The 15,351-nt window shown below is 62.4% G+C and carries 11 protein-coding genes and 3 pseudogenes; 7 read left to right on the forward strand and 7 right to left on the reverse strand.

The genetic code is table 11. The annotated features are described in order from the left end of the window. Positions 1 to 97: 97 nt before the first annotated feature. A complete protein-coding gene (locus tag PSOLE_RS11900; RefSeq protein WP_074855978.1) occupies positions 98 to 1,177 on the reverse strand; it encodes a patatin-like phospholipase domain-containing protein in 1,080 nt (359 codons plus the stop codon). Positions 1,178 to 1,322: 145 nt separating this feature from the next. Here PSOLE_RS11900 and PSOLE_RS11905 point away from each other — a divergent pair, with 145 nt between their 5' ends. Genes PSOLE_RS11905 through PSOLE_RS11920 form a run of 4 tightly spaced genes read left to right on the forward strand, consistent with a single transcriptional unit; the run spans position 1,323 to position 3,923 of the window. Continuing rightward, the gene (locus PSOLE_RS11905) at positions 1,323 to 1,631 is read left to right on the forward strand and encodes a PepSY domain-containing protein (RefSeq protein ID WP_003461318.1); all 309 of its coding nucleotides are present in this window, start codon (positions 1,323 to 1,325) and stop codon (positions 1,629 to 1,631) included. Beyond that, on the forward strand, positions 1,631 to 1,945 hold the full coding sequence (locus PSOLE_RS11910) for a PepSY domain-containing protein (protein ID WP_003461320.1): 315 nt from the start codon (positions 1,631 to 1,633) through the stop codon (positions 1,943 to 1,945). Before PSOLE_RS11905 ends, PSOLE_RS11910 begins: the two co-directional genes overlap by 1 nt. Next, positions 1,945 to 2,613 (forward strand): response regulator transcription factor, encoded by a 669-nt coding sequence (locus PSOLE_RS11915; RefSeq protein ID WP_003461322.1) that lies wholly within the window; start codon positions 1,945 to 1,947, stop codon positions 2,611 to 2,613. Before PSOLE_RS11910 ends, PSOLE_RS11915 begins: the two co-directional genes overlap by 1 nt. Continuing rightward, positions 2,610 to 3,923, forward strand: a complete 1,314-nt coding sequence (locus PSOLE_RS11920) for an ATP-binding protein (RefSeq protein ID WP_003461324.1) — start codon at positions 2,610 to 2,612, stop codon at positions 3,921 to 3,923. Before PSOLE_RS11915 ends, PSOLE_RS11920 begins: the two co-directional genes overlap by 4 nt. A gap of 103 nt (positions 3,924 to 4,026) precedes the next feature. On the opposite strand, the gene PSOLE_RS11925 is transcribed toward PSOLE_RS11920, so the two are convergent. After that, a complete protein-coding gene (locus PSOLE_RS11925) occupies positions 4,027 to 4,623 on the reverse strand; it encodes an NADPH-dependent FMN reductase (RefSeq protein ID WP_003461326.1) in 597 nt (198 codons plus the stop codon). Between the two features lie 145 nt (positions 4,624 to 4,768). Then, positions 4,769 to 6,913, reverse strand: a pseudogene (locus tag PSOLE_RS11930) (methyl-accepting chemotaxis protein). Positions 6,914 to 7,097: 184 nt separating this feature from the next. Between PSOLE_RS11930 and PSOLE_RS11935 the strand changes: the two are divergent. From PSOLE_RS11935 to PSOLE_RS11950, 3 genes and pseudogenes are all read left to right on the forward strand, one after another. Continuing rightward, positions 7,098 to 8,417: a Na+/H+ antiporter family protein gene (locus PSOLE_RS11935; RefSeq protein WP_074855980.1), complete on the forward strand. Its 1,320-nt coding sequence runs from the start codon at positions 7,098 to 7,100 to the stop codon at positions 8,415 to 8,417. Positions 8,418 to 8,534: 117 nt separating this feature from the next. Next, positions 8,535 to 9,295, forward strand: a pseudogene (locus PSOLE_RS11940) (cache domain-containing protein); the annotation flags it as partial. 633 nt (positions 9,296 to 9,928) lie between these two features. Further along, positions 9,929 to 10,344 (forward strand): annotated as a pseudogene (locus tag PSOLE_RS11950) (IS5 family transposase); the annotation flags it as partial. Here the strand turns inward: PSOLE_RS11950 and PSOLE_RS11955 are convergent. The 4 genes from PSOLE_RS11955 to PSOLE_RS11970 all read right to left on the reverse strand — a co-directional run bounded on the left by PSOLE_RS11955 (position 10,327) and on the right by PSOLE_RS11970 (position 15,282). Beyond that, positions 10,327 to 11,166, reverse strand: coding sequence for a GGDEF domain-containing protein (locus PSOLE_RS11955; RefSeq protein WP_373855182.1), 840 nt, complete (start codon positions 11,164 to 11,166; stop codon positions 10,327 to 10,329). The pseudogene PSOLE_RS11950 and the gene PSOLE_RS11955 overlap by 18 nt on opposite strands. A gap of 100 nt (positions 11,167 to 11,266) precedes the next feature. Continuing rightward, the gene (locus PSOLE_RS11960; protein ID WP_074855984.1) at positions 11,267 to 12,094 is read right to left on the reverse strand and encodes an alpha/beta fold hydrolase; all 828 of its coding nucleotides are present in this window, start codon (positions 12,092 to 12,094) and stop codon (positions 11,267 to 11,269) included. 105 nt (positions 12,095 to 12,199) lie between these two features. Then, positions 12,200 to 14,161, reverse strand: coding sequence for an acetoacetate--CoA ligase (locus tag PSOLE_RS11965; RefSeq protein WP_074855987.1), 1,962 nt, complete (start codon positions 14,159 to 14,161; stop codon positions 12,200 to 12,202). A gap of 221 nt (positions 14,162 to 14,382) precedes the next feature. Beyond that, on the reverse strand, positions 14,383 to 15,282 hold the full coding sequence (locus PSOLE_RS11970) for a hydroxymethylglutaryl-CoA lyase (RefSeq protein WP_003461343.1): 900 nt from the start codon (positions 15,280 to 15,282) through the stop codon (positions 14,383 to 14,385). Between the last annotated feature and the right edge of the window lie 69 nt (positions 15,283 to 15,351).

Below are 15,351 nucleotides of genomic sequence, written 5' to 3' on the forward strand. Positions count from 1 at the left end.
TAAATGATTCCGCCTGATTGGCGTTGAGCGGCACAGTTTATCAGGTATGGCCCGATTGCCGCCTAATCACGTCCGCTCAAAAGGTTGACCGGATCAATCAGAGGGGTTGCAGGCGTTCTGCCAGGCGGCCGCTTTCGACCAGTTCGAGAAATTCGTCGCCGAGCCGCGCGCTCTCGGCCATGGCCTGACGCCAGTAGCGCTCGCGCCCCTCATCATTGCCCAGGTAACGCTTGAAGTCGGTACGATCCGGCAGCTTACCGTGCGGCAGGCGCGCCAGGTAGTCGCGTGATGGTGCCAGCAGCAGTACGTCCTGCAGGCGGCTGCGGTCGCCACGGCGCCAAGGCATGCTCTTGTCGAACCAGCCCGGTATCACCCGGTCGGTGAAGTGCGGATAGAGCACGATGTCTTCGCCGCTGTAGGGCAGGTCGAGGTGATAGTCGAGTAGGCCGCCGTCGCGGTAGGCGCCTGGTTCCAGGCCAGGAATTTCACGAATCGCCTCCATCACCATGGGGATCGAGCCCGAAGCCAGCAGGGCGTGGCGCAGGTTCTTCGAGGTCAGCGCATGGAAGTGCGAACGGAAGTCGCTCAACTGAGCCAGGGGCGGCACCTGTCGCGCATCGTGCAGAATCACTCGGTCGAAATGACGGCCAAGGCGCTGGCGGGCCAGAAAGTTGTTGCCGATCACCGATGACAGGCCAAGGCCGAGTTTGCCGCGATGGTCGTGTTGCAGCAGGCCATGGCTATTGACCACGACAATATGCAGGCGGTAGTGCGGGTTGGCGATGATGGCGGCATCCTGATCGGCGAGCAGCTCGTTGAGCATCTGCCGGCAACTGCCCGACACCTCGGCCATGCTCACGCCTTTGGCGAAGCGCTGGGAGGTGTACAGCTCACCGAGTCGTCGAATCCCCACTGCCGGATCGGGCAGGCAGGCACTGGCGAAGCGCCAGGAGCCGATGGACGCGCCGATCAGCGCGCGTTCACGCGGCGCGCGAAGCAACCAGTCACCAAACAGTGCCAGATCCAGGCCTTGAATGCCGATGCCCTTGGGCCCGCCTGCCGCTCCAGGCAGGATGCCGACGTCCGCCGGGCTCAGGCCATTCTGGCTAATTCGCGCCAAGGCTCTGGGGCCGACCTTGATAGTCAGGGCAGGGGATTTGATATGGATCGCGCTCATCATGCCTCCTTTCGCAGCAGGCGATTATAGAGGCGTGGGCGAGCAGGCCAAGCCACTTCATGCGGTGAATGACGTGAGTGAATTCAGCTTGAATTAAGTGCCTGGGCCTAGAGTGGCAGTCACTGATTCACTGCTGGAGAAACCCATGAAACGATTGATCAGCCTCGCAACACTTGCCACCCTCGCCAGCGTCGCTACCATTGCCCAGGCGCGTGATCTCGGCCCGGATGAGGCCCAGCGTCTGCGTGATGCCGGGACCATCAAATCCTTCGAACAGCTCAATGAAGCGGCACTGGCCCAGCATCCAGGCGCGCGCATCGAAGAAACCGAGTTGGAAGACGAATACGGTCGCTATATCTATCAGATCGAGCTGCGCGATACCCAGGGCGTGCAGTGGGACCTGGAGCTGGATGCCAGCACCGGGGAAATCCTCAAGAACCATCAGGACGATTGATGAAGTTTCGACGTACCACCGCGCTGTTGCTGGTTCTGGCATGCGGTTTCGCCAGTGTGCCGGGGATTGCGCGCGATCTCGACCAGGATGAGGCTCTGCGCCTGCGGCGCGAGGGTGTCATCATGCCCTTCGAGCAGCTGATGGAGCACATCGGCAATGCCTACCCCGGTTCCACTTTGCTCGAAGCGGAGCTGGAGGAAGAGGATGGCGTGCTGGTCTATGAAGTCGAGATTCTGACCACCTCGGGCGTGGTGCGTGAGCTCGAACTGGATGCCCGCAACGGCAATATTCTGAAGGATGAGGAAGACGACTGATGCGCCTGTTGCTGGTGGAAGACCATGTACCCCTGGCCGATGAGTTGACCGCCAGCCTCACGCGTCAGGGCTATGCCGTGGACTGGTTGGCCGATGGCCGTGATGCGGCCTATCAGGGCGCCAGCGAGCCTTATGACCTGATCATTCTCGACCTAGGCCTGCCAGGCAAGCCGGGGCTTGAGGTGCTGCAGGAGTGGCGTGCCGGCGGACTGGCCACGCCGGTGCTGGTGCTGACTGCGCGAGGTTCCTGGGCCGAGCGCATCGAAGGACTGAAGGCCGGCGCCGACGACTACCTGACCAAACCCTTCCACCCCGAGGAACTGGCCCTGCGCATCCAGGCGCTGTTGCGCCGCGCCCATGGCCTGGCTAACCAGCCGCAACTGGAGGCCGCCGGGCTGCAACTGGACGAGAGCCGCCAGTGCGTGACAGCAGGCGGCGAAGCCATCGACCTGACTGCAGCCGAGTTTCGTCTGCTGCGTTATTTCATGCTGCATCCGGGGCAGATTCTCTCCAAGAGTCATCTCGCCGACCACCTCTATGACGGCGAGACAGAGCGTGATTCCAACGTCATCGAGGTTCACGTCAACCGCCTGCGCGGCAAGCTCGGACGTAACGTGATCGAGACCCGTCGCGGGCAGGGCTACCGCTTTACCGGAGAGCAGGGTTGAGGTCCATTCAGCGCCGGCTCGGTATTGGCCTGGCCGCGACGCTGCTGCTGGTTGGGCTGGTACTGGCGCAGGCCAGCCTCTGGGTCTTCGACCGCGGCCTGCGCGCTTATCTGGAAGAGAATCTGCGTGACGAGGCGCAAGGCCTGCTGGCCGCGCTGATCCGTGGTCCGGCAGGTTTGCAACTGGATGAGCGACGTCTCGATCCTTCGTTCCAACGGCAATTCTCGGGGCATTACTTTCGCATCGATTTTTCCGACCGCAGCTGGCGTTCACGCTCGCTGTGGGATCGTGAGCTGCTCAAACCCAACGGCATTGGCATGCAGGCCGAGCTGGGCGATGGCCCGCAAGGCCAGTTGCTGCTGATCTACCGCGCCGACTACCGTCGCTATGGCGAGAATCTGTCGATCAGCGTGGCGCAGGATTACCAGCCGATACTGCAGAGTTTTCGCCGCATGCAGTGGGTGGGTTTGGGCCTGGGAGGCGCTGCGCTGCTGCTGATCCTTGTTGCCCAGCGCTACACCGTTCGCCGAGCCCTGCGCCCACTGGAACAGGTGCGTCAGCAGATCGCGCAACTGCAGCAGGGTCGACGTAGCGATCTGGATGCCGAGGTGCCCGAGGAGCTGGAGCCTCTGGTCGCGCAGATCAACCACCTGTTGGCGCATACCGAGGACACCCTCAAGCGCTCGCGCAATGCGTTGGGCAATCTTGGCCATGCACTTAAAACGCCGCTGGCAGTGCTGATCAGCCTAGCGGGTCGCGAAGAGTTGGCGGCTCATCCGGCCCTGCGCGCGACCATGCGTGAACAGTTGGAGCAGATCGAGCAGCGTCTCAGCCGCGAGCTGGGGCGTGCGCGCCTGGCTGGTGAGGTGCTGCCGGGTGCACGTTTCGATTGCGCGCAGGAGCTGCCAGGATTGTTCGCGACCTTGTCGATGATTCATGACCACGGCCTGAGTCTGGACTGGCAGGCGCCGCCGGGCCTGGTGCTGCCGCGTGATCGTGAAGATTTGCTGGAGCTGCTCGGCAACCTGTTGGACAACGCCTGCAAATGGGCCGATCAGCGCGTGCAGTTGACGGTGGAGGAGAGTGCCGAGGGCTATCGCCTGTCTGTCGATGACGACGGCCCCGGCATCGATGCCGAACGCCGCGAGGCCGTGCTGGGCCGCGGTACTCGCCTGGATGAACAAGTGGCGGGGCACGGCCTGGGTCTGGGTATCGTGCGCGACATCATCGAGGCCTGGCATGGCCGTATAGAACTGCAGGACAGCCCGCTGGGCGGGCTGCGAGTGGTGGTCAGTCTGCCACGGCGTTGAACCAAGGTCAGGCGAGCCATCGCTGGTGAATTACGTGGCGCGATAAGTTCGCTGGCGCTTGCGGGCGCTGTGTTCAGCGCCGCTAATCCACCCTATGAATCCCTTACATCCCGTTGGCAAAGGCCGGGTTGTCGAAGCTGATGGCGGCGCGTACCGGCTGCAGGGCGTGGGCGTAACGCACCAGTACATCGAGCGCGTAATCGATGCGGGCGCGGATACGCTCATCGGCTTCGTCCACCGCCTGTGGGCCGTTCAATACTTTCTCGACCTGACGCACGATCAGGTGCTCCGGCAGGTAGCACAGGCGGCAGTTCTTGTAGCTGGAGGCGCGCAGTTCGCTGATCGGGTAAGCGCCGCCAATACCGGAGGAAACGCCAACCAGCAGGCCCGGCTTGTGCGCCAGTTCGGCCTTGCTGGCGTAGATGAAGAAATTCTTGATCGCCGGGCAGGCCATGCCGTTCCACTCCGGCGCGATGATCACCACCGCATCGGCGGCGGCCAGTTGCTGTTGGTACATGCCCCAGGGGCCGGCATCTTCAGCGGGCCACAGCGGTAGCGGCGCCAGGCCCAGATCGATGATGCTGCTGGTGTCCTGAGTGGTTTGCCCCATCTCGATCAGGCGCTGACGCAGCACGCGAGCGATCTTTCCCGATTGGCTGTTGTTGCGGCTGGAGCCGGCGACCAAGGCGATATTGAGCATGCTGCTTCCCCCGAAAAAGAACGCAGGCTAGGCGATTGCCTGCCTGCGCCGCAAGGGAAGCGCCGCCAGAGCGAGGATGATTTGGCGTCATGTCCACCTGTGCGCGGCCCGGATTTGAGGTGCGCGCGGCGCGCCCTACCTGAGGTTACACGCGGAACTGATCCATCAGGCTCTGCTGGTGATTGGCCAGTCGATTGAGGTTCTGGCTCACCTGCGCCGACTCGTCGGCCTGTGCGGTGATGGCCTCGGTGACGTCGCGAATCGAGGCAACGTTGCGGTTGATCTCCTCGGCCACCGAGCTCTGCTCCTCCGCCGCGCTGGCGATCTGCAGGTTCATGTCGGTAATGGTGCTGACCGCCTGGCTGATGCGCTGCAGCGCGGCCACGGCCTGCTGAACCTGCTCGACGCTGCCCTGAGCCTGGCGATGACTGCTGTGCATGGTGCTGACCACCTCGCGCGTGCCGTTCTGCAGGCCTTCGATCACCTGGCGGATTTCCTCCACCGAATCCTGGGTGCGTTTGGCCAGGTTGCGTACTTCGTCGGCGACCACGGCAAAGCCGCGACCGGCTTCGCCCGCACGCGCGGCCTCGATGGCGGCGTTGAGGGCAAGCAGGTTGGTCTGCTCGGCAATCGAGCGAATCACCTCCAGCACCGAGCCGATCTGCTCGCTGCTGTTGGCCAGGCCTTCGACTTCCTGCATGGCCACATTCATTTCATTGGCCAAAAGATCGATGGTGCTGGTAGTGCGGTCGATCACCTGCAGGCCTTCTCGGCTGGCCTGGTCGGCATTGCGCGCGGCTTCTGCGGCCTGCGCGGCATTGTGGGCGACATCCTGGGCGGTGGCGCTCATTTCCTGGAAGGCGGTCGCCACCTGGTCAACCTCGCGATACTGCTGCTGCATGCCGGCGCTGGTCTGGCTGGCGATCGCTGCGGACTGATCGGCCGTGCTGCGGGCGTCGATCACGCTGTTCTTCACGTCGGCGATGATGGGCTGCAGTTTGTCGAGGAAGCGGTTGAACCAGCCAGCCAACTCGCCCAGCTCATCCTGCCGGGCGTATTGCAGGCGGCGGGTCAGGTCGCCTTCGCCGCTGGCGATATCCCTGAGCATGGCGGCCACACCGAGAATCGGCCGCGTTACGCCGCGTGCCGTCAGCCACATCAGCAGCAGACCGGCGATCACCGCGACAAGGCCCATCAGCAGCGCGACCAGACTGTCACTGGCACGGTTGGCATCGAGCTGTGCGCCCAGCGTGATGGCGCGCTCTAGCAGTACGTTCTGAGGTACTTCGAGCAGCACTGACCAGGGCTTTGACTCGGGGATGGGTTTGAACGGGCTGATCTCGCGGAGCATGTCACCGTGATGCAGCTCGGCATCGCTGCCGCTCTGGATCAGGCCGCGCAGTTCGCTGGCGTTTTCGGGAAAGGCGCGTTCGACCGGCTGGCTCAGCAGGCTGCCGTCGCGGCTGTGGCCCGCCAGCAGGGCGCTGGGGCTGAAGATGCTGATATGGCCCTGGCCGTCATACAGCTCGCGATTGGCCTCCTGGCTGATCTGTTGCAGGCTGGCCAGGCTGATATCGACGCCCATCACGCCGATGATCTTGCCGTCTAGTTCCAGCGGGAAGGCGATGCTGGTCATCAGCGTCTTCTGCCCGCCGACCTCGTCGTAATAAGGCTCCAGTACGCAGGGCTGACGGGTCTCGCGCGGGCAGGTGTACCAGGCGTTGTAGGCCACGCCGTTGTCACCCGGCGTGGTGTCGCCGAGCAATTCTTCGGTCATGGCCTCGGCTTCCAGCTTGCCGATCGTGGGTTGTGCCCAGTACAGCGCGAAGCGCCCTGCGTCATTGCTGCCCAGGTCGGGCTGGTCGGCGAACAGCTCGTCCTTGCCGTCCAGAGCGTTGGGTTCGAACACCAGGTACAGGCCGAGCAGGGTGGGGTTGGCTTCCAGGCTGCTGCGCACCTGGCGGGTCAGGTCCTCACGCAGGTCGAAGGCATCGAGAAAGCGCTTCTCAGCCTGCTCGCGCAGAAACAGAATCTGCCGGGAAAACCCCTTGCCGTACTGGTAGGCGTCCATGAAGTAACGCTGGATGCGAATCGCCTGTAATTCACTGCGCGCCTTGAGGCGCAGTGTCGCGCTCTCTTCCAGCATGGCAGAGCTTGCGTCGCGCACCAGGCTGGCGCTGCGGTTGGACTGATACTGCTAGGCACCCACCAGCAAGGTGACGATGGCGAGCAGGCATAGGCCGGCGAGCAGGGTGATCTTCCATTGGATCGAAAGACGGCTGAACAGCATGGTGCGTTCCTTTCTACATGGACTTAGAGGGTTATCGGTGTGCGGCCCGTATTCTTGATCGATACGTGTGTGGTCGAAATTATGCACGTTTCGATTTAAATAATGAACGAGCATGCGTTTTGACAGGTGTGGCTCGCTTACGGCAGAGTACGCGGCTTTTTGCGCCGTGCAGGTGGAGTGCTTTATGAACGCTGTAATCGCTGCGGTCGGCATCATGCTGGTCCTCAGTCTCTGTCGCGTACACGTGGTCGTGGCGCTGATCATTGGTGCGCTGGCCGGTGGGCTGCTTGGTGGGCTGGGCGTCGAGGGCACGCTGAAGGCGTTCAACCAGGGGCTCGGTGGTGGGGCGACCGTTGCCCTTTCATACGCGCTGCTGGGGGCTTTCGCCGTTGCCATTGCCAAGGCGGGCCTGGCCCACGCCCTGGCGGACAAGGCGCTGGCGCTGGTCGGCAAGCAGCAGGAAGGCGCCGGTGGTGCGCTGAAGTGGCTGCTGATCGGGCTGCTGCTGGCGGTGGCGATCTCCTCGCAGAACCTGCTGCCGATTCACATCGCCTTCATTCCGTTGCTGGTACCGCCGCTGCTCTATGTATTGAGCAAGTTGCAACTGGACCGTCGCCTGATCGCCTGTGTGCTGACCTTCGGTCTGATCACGCCGTACATGTTCCTGCCGGTGGGTTTTGGCGGCATCTTCCTCAACGACATCCTGCTGGCCAATGTCGCCAAGTCCGGGGTTGATGTCACGGGTATCAATGTCACCCAGGCGATGTTCATTCCGGCCCTGGGCATGCTCTTCGGCCTGCTTGTCGCGGTGCTGTTCAGCTACCGTGGTAAGCGCGTCTATGACCTGGAGAAAGTCGCGCAGGCCGAACGCGTGGACATGCACTACAACCCGCTGAGCCTGCTGGTGGCGGGGCTCGCCATCGCCGCGGCGTTCGTCGTGCAGCTGTGGCTGGACTCGATGATCATCGGTGCGCTGGTCGGTTTCGTGATTTTCTCGGTGTCCGGCGTGGTGCGCTGGAAGGAAGCGGACGGTCTGTTTACCGAGGGCATGAAGATGATGGCCATGATCGGCTTCATCATGATCGCCGCTGCAGGTTTCGCCGAGGTGATGAAGACCACCGGTGAGGTCAAGACGCTGGTCGATAGCTCTGCAGCCCTGATTGGCCACAACAAGGCCGTTGGCGCGTTGCTGATGCTGCTGGTCGGGCTGCTGGTGACCATGGGCATTGGCTCTTCCTTCTCGACCATCCCGATCATCGCCGCGATCTTCGTGCCGCTGGGCGTGCAACTGGGTTTCAGCCCGCTGGCCATTGTCTGCATCGTCGGCACGGCCGGTGCCTTGGGTGACGCGGGTTCACCTGCCTCGGACTCGACGCTCGGGCCTACCTCGGGGTTGAACGCCGATGGTCAGCACAACCACATCTGGGACAGCGTGGTACCCACCTTCCTGCACTACAACCTACCGCTGCTGGCGTTCGGTTGGGCCGCCGCTATGCTGCTGTAAAGGTGTGAACAGACGCCGGGTTAAGTTCTCGGCGCTTGGGTCGCTTAACTCCTGAACGGGGCTGCCGATAGACGGGTAGCCCCGTTTTTGCGTTGGCTTCGCACAAGGACAATAACAATGCACCTGACATTGAAAGCCAAGGTAATCCTGCTTGCGCTGGTTCCCGTCACCTCTTCGCGCTGGTGCTCAGCGCCACGGCGGCGAGGGTGTTGCAGAATCTGGCTGCTGATGAAGTGGCCGAGACCCGTGAGCGTCTGCTGCAGGAGAAACGCAGCGAGCTCGAGCACTACATCCAGATCGCACTGGGCTCGGTGAAGGGGCTCTACGATGGCGCCGCGCAAGGCGACATGGCCAGGCGCGAACAGGCCATCGCCATCCTCTCGAAGATCAAGTACGGCGCCGACGGCTACTTCTTCGGCCACGACTCCAACGTGGTGCGCCTGTTCCGTGGCGACAGCCCGGTGGATGTCGGCAAGAGCCTGGCCGAGCGGCACGACCCGAACGGTGTGTACATCAACCGTGAGTTGGTCAACCAACCGGTTTGTCGAGAAGGTGCATGGCCTGGTGCGGCAGATCGTCGAAATGACCGGGCAGCTTACCGAGCTGGTGGGCCAGGTTTCCGAGCAGGCGCAGCGCTCCGAGCAGGCCATGGGGCAGTAGCGCCACGAAACCGATCAGGTGGTCACGGCGATCAATGGAATGTCCGCTGCCGCGCACGAAGTAGCCAAGAGCGCGCAGAACGCCGCCGAAGCCGCGACCGCGAAGGGCAGGCAGCCAAAATCGTGGTCGATGGCAGCATCAAGCGTATTCATGCTCACCAGATAAGGCACATGGGCGCCGAGACCGAGGGCACTACCGACGATCAGGGTGGGGTGATGATGCCGACGAAGCTGGCCAGCACATGCTGCAGCGCCGCGAAGATGGCAGGGGCGAAAGCTGGCGTGTCGTCCAGCTGATAGATGAGGTCGCTGTTGTCGACGGGCGCAGCTGGGGCTTGGGTGTTGCTGTCTGCGGTCATGTCATAGCCTGCCAGTTGTTTTATATGGTCATGGGCTTACACGAGGCTTCACGGCACCTCTGCTCTGCTCGAAGGAAAGCTGTCCTGTCGGTCAGAATATGCCGACTATAGAAATTGTGGCCATGGCTAAAAAACAATTTATTTATGGATTGTGCACAAAAAGCTGGGCGGCCGCTCAGCTTGCGCTGCCGGCGGTTCGGCGGGGTGCCGGGTTGGCGCTTGAGTCGCTCCTGCACGAAGCAGGGGGGCGTAGGGTGGACATGGCGCAGCTTTGTCCGCCAATGTCCTTTCGCCGTCCTCTGCGCGAGCGGCGCTGGACAAGCCTTTGGCATGTCCAGCGGGTTGTCGAGCTTCCAGCGCAAGCCATTTCTTGTGGAGCTGCGGCCCGAAGGGGCCCCTGATGGTAGGCCATAGAAAGGCTGTGTCTGCGTTAAGTGTTGGGAGTGGGTGCAAGGGTCAGTAGGGTGGGCTTCACGCCTCCTATACTGGAGCGACAATGAAGGTTTTCAAGGCGCTTGTGGCGCAGCCCGACATGGAATGAGTGTTCATTGATGGCAGCTATGCCAAGGCTCACCAACACAGTGCAGGCGCTGCCAGTGGCAACGATGAGGCCATAGGAAAAAGTCGAGCTGGCAATACCAGCACGATTCACCTGGCAGTTGATGCTCATGGACTGCCCATCGAGTTTGAAATTACGGGGGGCAAATCAATGATTGCACCCAGGCTCCCGCATTGATTGCCAAGCTCCCGGAGGCAGAAACCATTGTCGCGGACAAGGGCTATGACAGCGAGAGAGTTCGGGAGCAGGTTGAGCAACAAGGGGCCAAGGCCGTGATCCCGAGAAAGCGTAACACCGTTTGCGGCCCGATGCAGCGATCGATCCTGAGCCGGCTACTCGTGTCGAATGCTGCGATTCCTGCCCTGGGCTTTGGCTATGTAAAGGGCTTTGTCGGCTGCCGCCAGCAGACGCTCCAGGTAGCGTTCACAGGGTTTCAGGCTGGCGATGCCGATGCTTACCGTGACCGATTCGTTGGCGATCTCAAGCGCCTTGACCTGATCATGCACGCGCTCGGCGATATCGCTGGCTTCAGCGAGATCGGCGTGGGGTAGCCATATCGCGAACTCTTCGCCGCCGTAGCGCACCACACTGTCGCCACTGCGCACGCTGGCCAGAAGACGTTGCGCCATATCCACCAGAACTCGATCTCCCTCGGCGTGGCCGAAGCGATCATTGATCTGTTTGAAGTGGTCGATATCGATCAGCAGGAGGCTGCTGCAAGCCAGGTCGCTGACGCTGCCGAGCCACTGCTCGACATGCACTGACAGCGCTCTGCGATTACTCAGCGCAGTCAGTGGGTCGGTATGGCTCAGTTGTGCAAGCTGCTCGGCTTCACTCTGAATTTCCACCGCGTAGTTGGCCAACTGGGCGTAGGCGCTCTGCAGCGCCAGGTTGGCTTTGGCCAGTTGTGCTGCGCTTTCCTGTGCCTGTTCGCGAGCCTTGAGCAGCTCTGCTTCGAAACGTTGGCGATCCTTGGCGACGAAGAACAGCCAGATAACCTCCGGCGTGCCATCGACTTCGCTGATGCGTGCGTTGGCCATGACGGGTATTGCCTGGCCGTTTTCTGATTGCAGTTGCAGGTAAAGCTCACTGAACTCGCCGTTGCGCAGCAACAGGGGCCAGGCGTGGGTTTGCAGGAAGATGCGACTGGCCGGCGGAAAGAACTGGTCCATGCCTTCGGCCGCACCCGCACCTGCCAGGCGCTTGAAATCGCAATTGGAGTGCTTGATTCGGCCGTTGCAGTCAGTGACCAGTACCGGGCCGGGTAGGTGATCAAGATAGAACACGTGTGCGTGCTCCCTGCAGGTAGCGATGCATGGCGGCGCTCACCAGTTCAGGATGGCTCATGTGCGCGCAATGGCCGCTGACGTCCAGCGTTTCCAGGGTGCTGCCCGTGAGTGCGCTATGCAGATAGTCGGCAACTGATGTGGGAACCAGTGCATCACGCTGGTGGTGCAGGATCAGGCTGGGCGAAGGACACGACTGTAGCGCCGGGCGGATATCGGAAAAGAAGGTGGCTTGAGCGAAGGCATGGGCCATGATTGGGTCGGTCGAGCAGAAGCTGTCGGAGAGCTGCCGGGTGACTGCGGGAGTTTCGTCGGCTGATACCAGTGGTGCGAATTGCTGAGCCCAGCCCAGATAGTTATGAGCCATCAGATCCAGCAGCCCCTCCAGGTCACTGCGTTCGAACCCGCCCCGATAGTCGGGTGGATCGTTGAGAAAACAGGGGGAAGGGCCGAGAAGAATCAGCCGGGAGAACAGCGCGGGGCGCCTGATGGCGGCGAGAATACCGATGCTGCAACTGATCGAGTGGCCAACAAAGGTCAGATCACCCGAGAGTTCGAGCGCGTCGCATACTTCCAGAAGGTCTTCTACGTAACCCTCCAGCTGGGCATAGCGGGCAGGGTGGAAGGCGCTGGCATCGGAGCGGCCGCTGCCGACATAGTCAAACAGCACCTGGTGCCAGTGCTGGCTGAAGGCTGGCGTGACCTTGCTCCACATCTCCTGATTGCAACCGAAGCCGTGGCTGTAGATGAGCGTCGGGGCATCGGCCGTTTCCGCTTTCAAGCGTTGAACGTTGTTGCGCTGGATGATGTTCATGCCGCCACCTTACCATTTGCCGAGTTGGCCTTGGCCAGGGCTCAGCTGCTGTGAAGACGAAAAAATGGCGTCAGTATAGTGATTTTTCTGACTGGTGGCTTTTGGCTACGACTCGTTTCGCAGTTCTGCCAGGCTGCGATACAGCTCCAGCGCTTGTGGGTTTGCCAAGGCATCGGTGTTCTTCACCGGGCGGCCGTGGACGATGTTGCGTACTGCGAGCTCGACGATCTTGCCGCTGAGGGTGCGCGGGATATCGGCGACCTGGATGATTTTCGCCGGCACGTGTCGCGGCGTGGTGTTGGCGCGGATCACTCGGCGAATCTCTTCGCGCAGGGTGTCGTCCAGCGTCACGCCATCACGCAGACGTACGAACAGCACCACGCGCACATCGCCCTGCCAATCCTGGCCAATGACGATGGACTCCAGCACCTGCGGCACCTTTTCCACTTGGCGATAGATCTCTGCGGTGCCGATGCGTACGCCACCCGGGTTGAGCACGGCGTCGGAGCGGCCGTGGATGACCAGGCCGCCATGAGCGGTTTCCTCGGCATAATCGCCGTGGGCCCAGACGCCGGGGAAGGAGGCGAAATAGGCGGCGCGGAATTTTTCGCCGTCAGCGTCGTTCCAGAATCCCACAGGCATCGAGGGGAAGTGCCGAGCACAGACCAGTTCGCCCTTGCCGCTGCTCAGCGGGTGGCCGTCTTCGTCCCACACCTGCACGTCCATCCCCAGGCCCTTGCACTGCAGCTCGCCGCGCCAGACCGGCAGAATCGGGTTGCCCAGGGCGAAGCAGGAGACGATGTCGGTACCGCCTGAGATCGATGACAGGCACAGGTCGCGTTTCACATCGCGGTAGATGTACTCGAAGCTCTCGTGGGCCAGTGGCGAGCCGGTGGAGAGGATGGTTTTGAGGCTGTGCAGTTTATGGCTTTCGCGAGGCTTGACGCCGGCTTTCTCCAGCGCAGCGATGAACTTGGCGCTGGTGCCGAACACCGAGATGTTCTCGGCATCGATCAGGTCGATCAGGCGCGCGGGGACAGGATGCATGGGCGAGCCGTCGTAGAGCACCAGGGTGGCGCCCAAGGCCAGGCCTGCTACCTGCCAGTTCCACATCATCCAGCCGCAGGTGGTGTAGTAGAACAGGGTGTCGCTGGCGCCCAGATCGGTGTGCAGCCCCAGTTCCTTGAGGTGCTGCAAGAGGGTGCCGCCAACACCATGGACGATGCACTCGGGCACACCGGTGGTGCCGCTGGAGTAGAGGATATACAGCGGCTGATCGAACGGCACCGGGGTGAACTGCGGCGCGCCGCCGGGTTGGTAGAAGTCCTGCCACAGGGCCACTGGAGCAACTGACTTGTAATCTGCAGGGCTGGCCTCATGGCGTGTGTAGGGCACGATCACCAGGCGCTCCAGGCTGGGTAGTTGCGCGAGAATTTCATTGATTTTGTCGGTTAGATCGATGGCCTTGCCGGCGTAACGGTAGCCGGCGGCAGCGATCAGCACCTTGGGCTCGATCTGGCCGAAGCGGTCGATCACGCCCTGGGTACCGAAGTCCGGCGAGCAACTCGACCAGGTGGCGCCCAGGCTGGCGCTGGCGAGCATGCCGACCACGGTCTGCCAGGTATTGGGCATGAAGGCCGCGACGCGGTCGCCGATGCCTACGCCGGCCTCGCGCAGGGCTCTTTGCAGGCCGGCGACATGGGCGGCCAGTTGTGCGTGACTGAGCTGCTCGCGGCTGCCGTCCTCGGCGATGGCCACCAGCGCCGGGTGACCGTCACGGCGGCGCAGCAGGTGTTCGGCGAAATTCAGCGTGGCGCCGGGAAACCACTGCGCATCTGGCATCGCCGGGCCTTCGCGCAGCACGCAGTCGGCGGGAGTATGCAAGCGGATGTCGAAGAAATCGACGATGGCCTGCCAGAAGGCTTCGCGCTGTTCGATGCTCCAGGCATGCAGGGTAGGGTAGTCGGCCAGTTGCAGCCCATGGCGCTGGTTGACGAAGCAGCGGAAGGCGCCCATTCGGCTGGCGGCGATACGTGCGGGCGAAGGTGTCCATAGCGGGTGCTGCATGGCTCAGTCCTCGCCGTGCTTGTCCCTAGACTTCAGCTTAGTGCGTGCGGGGCATTTGACCTTTAACTCAGACGACCTTTGCTGCTATCGCACCGACCTTTTCATGGTTCTGAAGCTTTGGATAAAACGACGGGGCGATACGCTGCAGCCCCTTGTAGGAACGGCTTTAGCCGCGAAAATCGCGGATGAATCCGCTCCTACAGTGCAGAAGGCGATGACATCTATCGGCTCAGGCGAGCACGCGCCACCCGCGAGCCATTGGCCTTGCCCAGTACCTCACAGATGCGTTGACCCGCGGCGATCAGCTTATCCATGTCCACGCCGGTTTCGATACCCTGGCCCTGCAGCAGGTAGAGCACGTCTTCGGTGGCAACGTTGCCGGTGGCGCCCTTGGCGTAGGGACAACCGCCCAGGCCGGCCACCGAGCTGTCGAACACATTGATGCCTTCGAGCAGGCTGGCGTAGATGTTGGCCAGGGCCTGGCCATAGGTGTCGTGGAAATGCCCGGCGAGCCTGTCGCGCGGTATGTCGCGAGCGACCACCTCGAGCATCGAGCGCGTCTTGCCGGCGGTGCCTGTGCCGATAGTGTCGCCCAGCGACACCTCGTAGCAGCCCATGGCGTAAAGCTCGCGGGCGACGCTGGCGACCTGCTCGGGCGCGATTTCGCCATCGTAGGGGCAGCCCAGTACGCAGGAAACGTAGCCGCGCACGCGCACGTTCGTCGCCTTCGCCGCCTCCATCAGCGGTACGAAGCGCGCCAGGCTGCCGGCGATGGAGCAGTTGATGTTCTTCTGCGAGAAGGCCTCGCTGGCGGCGGCGAACACCGCCACTTCCTCGACCTTTACCTCCAGCGCGGCTTCGAGGCCTTTCAGATTGGGCGTCAGGGCGGCGTAGGTGACGCCCGGCTGGCGCTGAATGCCGGCGAACACCTCGGCGGAGCCAGCCATCTGCGGTACCCATTTGGGCGAGACGAAGCTACCTACCTCGATATAGCTCAGACCGGCTGCTGTCAGATCGTCCACCAGGCGTACCTTGTCGGCGACGCTGATCGGTTGCTTCTCGTTCTGCAGGCCGTCGCGCGGGCCGACTTCGACCAGGCGTACGGATTTGGGCAGGTTCATCGGTTGTCCTCGTATTCATCGTAGGGTGCGCCGTGCGCACCGTCTGCGGCAAGAAATCGTAGGGCGGGT

This window comes from Pseudomonas oleovorans subsp. oleovorans (genome assembly GCF_002197815.1).
GTDB lineage: Bacteria > Pseudomonadota > Gammaproteobacteria > Pseudomonadales > Pseudomonadaceae > Aquipseudomonas > Aquipseudomonas oleovorans.

What these genes read in the sequence shown, in the direction of transcription:
- PSOLE_RS11915 (WP_003461322.1), top strand. Translation starts at nt 1,945, where the DNA reads ATGCGCCTGTTGCTGGTGGAAGACCATGTACCCCTGGCCGATGAGTTG.
- PSOLE_RS11960 (WP_074855984.1), bottom strand. Translation starts at nt 12,094, where the DNA reads ATGAACATCATCCAGCGCAACAACGTTCAACGCTTGAAAGCGGAAACG.
- PSOLE_RS11900 (WP_074855978.1), bottom strand. Translation starts at nt 1,177, where the DNA reads ATGAGCGCGATCCATATCAAATCCCCTGCCCTGACTATCAAGGTCGGC.
- PSOLE_RS11935 (WP_074855980.1), top strand. Translation starts at nt 7,098, where the DNA reads ATGAACGCTGTAATCGCTGCGGTCGGCATCATGCTGGTCCTCAGTCTC.
- PSOLE_RS11905 (WP_003461318.1), top strand. Translation starts at nt 1,323, where the DNA reads ATGAAACGATTGATCAGCCTCGCAACACTTGCCACCCTCGCCAGCGTC.
- PSOLE_RS11965 (WP_074855987.1), bottom strand. Translation starts at nt 14,161, where the DNA reads ATGCAGCACCCGCTATGGACACCTTCGCCCGCACGTATCGCCGCCAGC.
- PSOLE_RS11955 (WP_373855182.1), bottom strand. Translation starts at nt 11,166, where the DNA reads ATGGACCAGTTCTTTCCGCCGGCCAGTCGCATCTTCCTGCAAACCCAC.
- PSOLE_RS11970 (WP_003461343.1), bottom strand. Translation starts at nt 15,282, where the DNA reads ATGAACCTGCCCAAATCCGTACGCCTGGTCGAAGTCGGCCCGCGCGAC.
- PSOLE_RS11910 (WP_003461320.1), top strand. Translation starts at nt 1,631, where the DNA reads ATGAAGTTTCGACGTACCACCGCGCTGTTGCTGGTTCTGGCATGCGGT.
- PSOLE_RS11925 (WP_003461326.1), bottom strand. Translation starts at nt 4,623, where the DNA reads ATGCTCAATATCGCCTTGGTCGCCGGCTCCAGCCGCAACAACAGCCAA.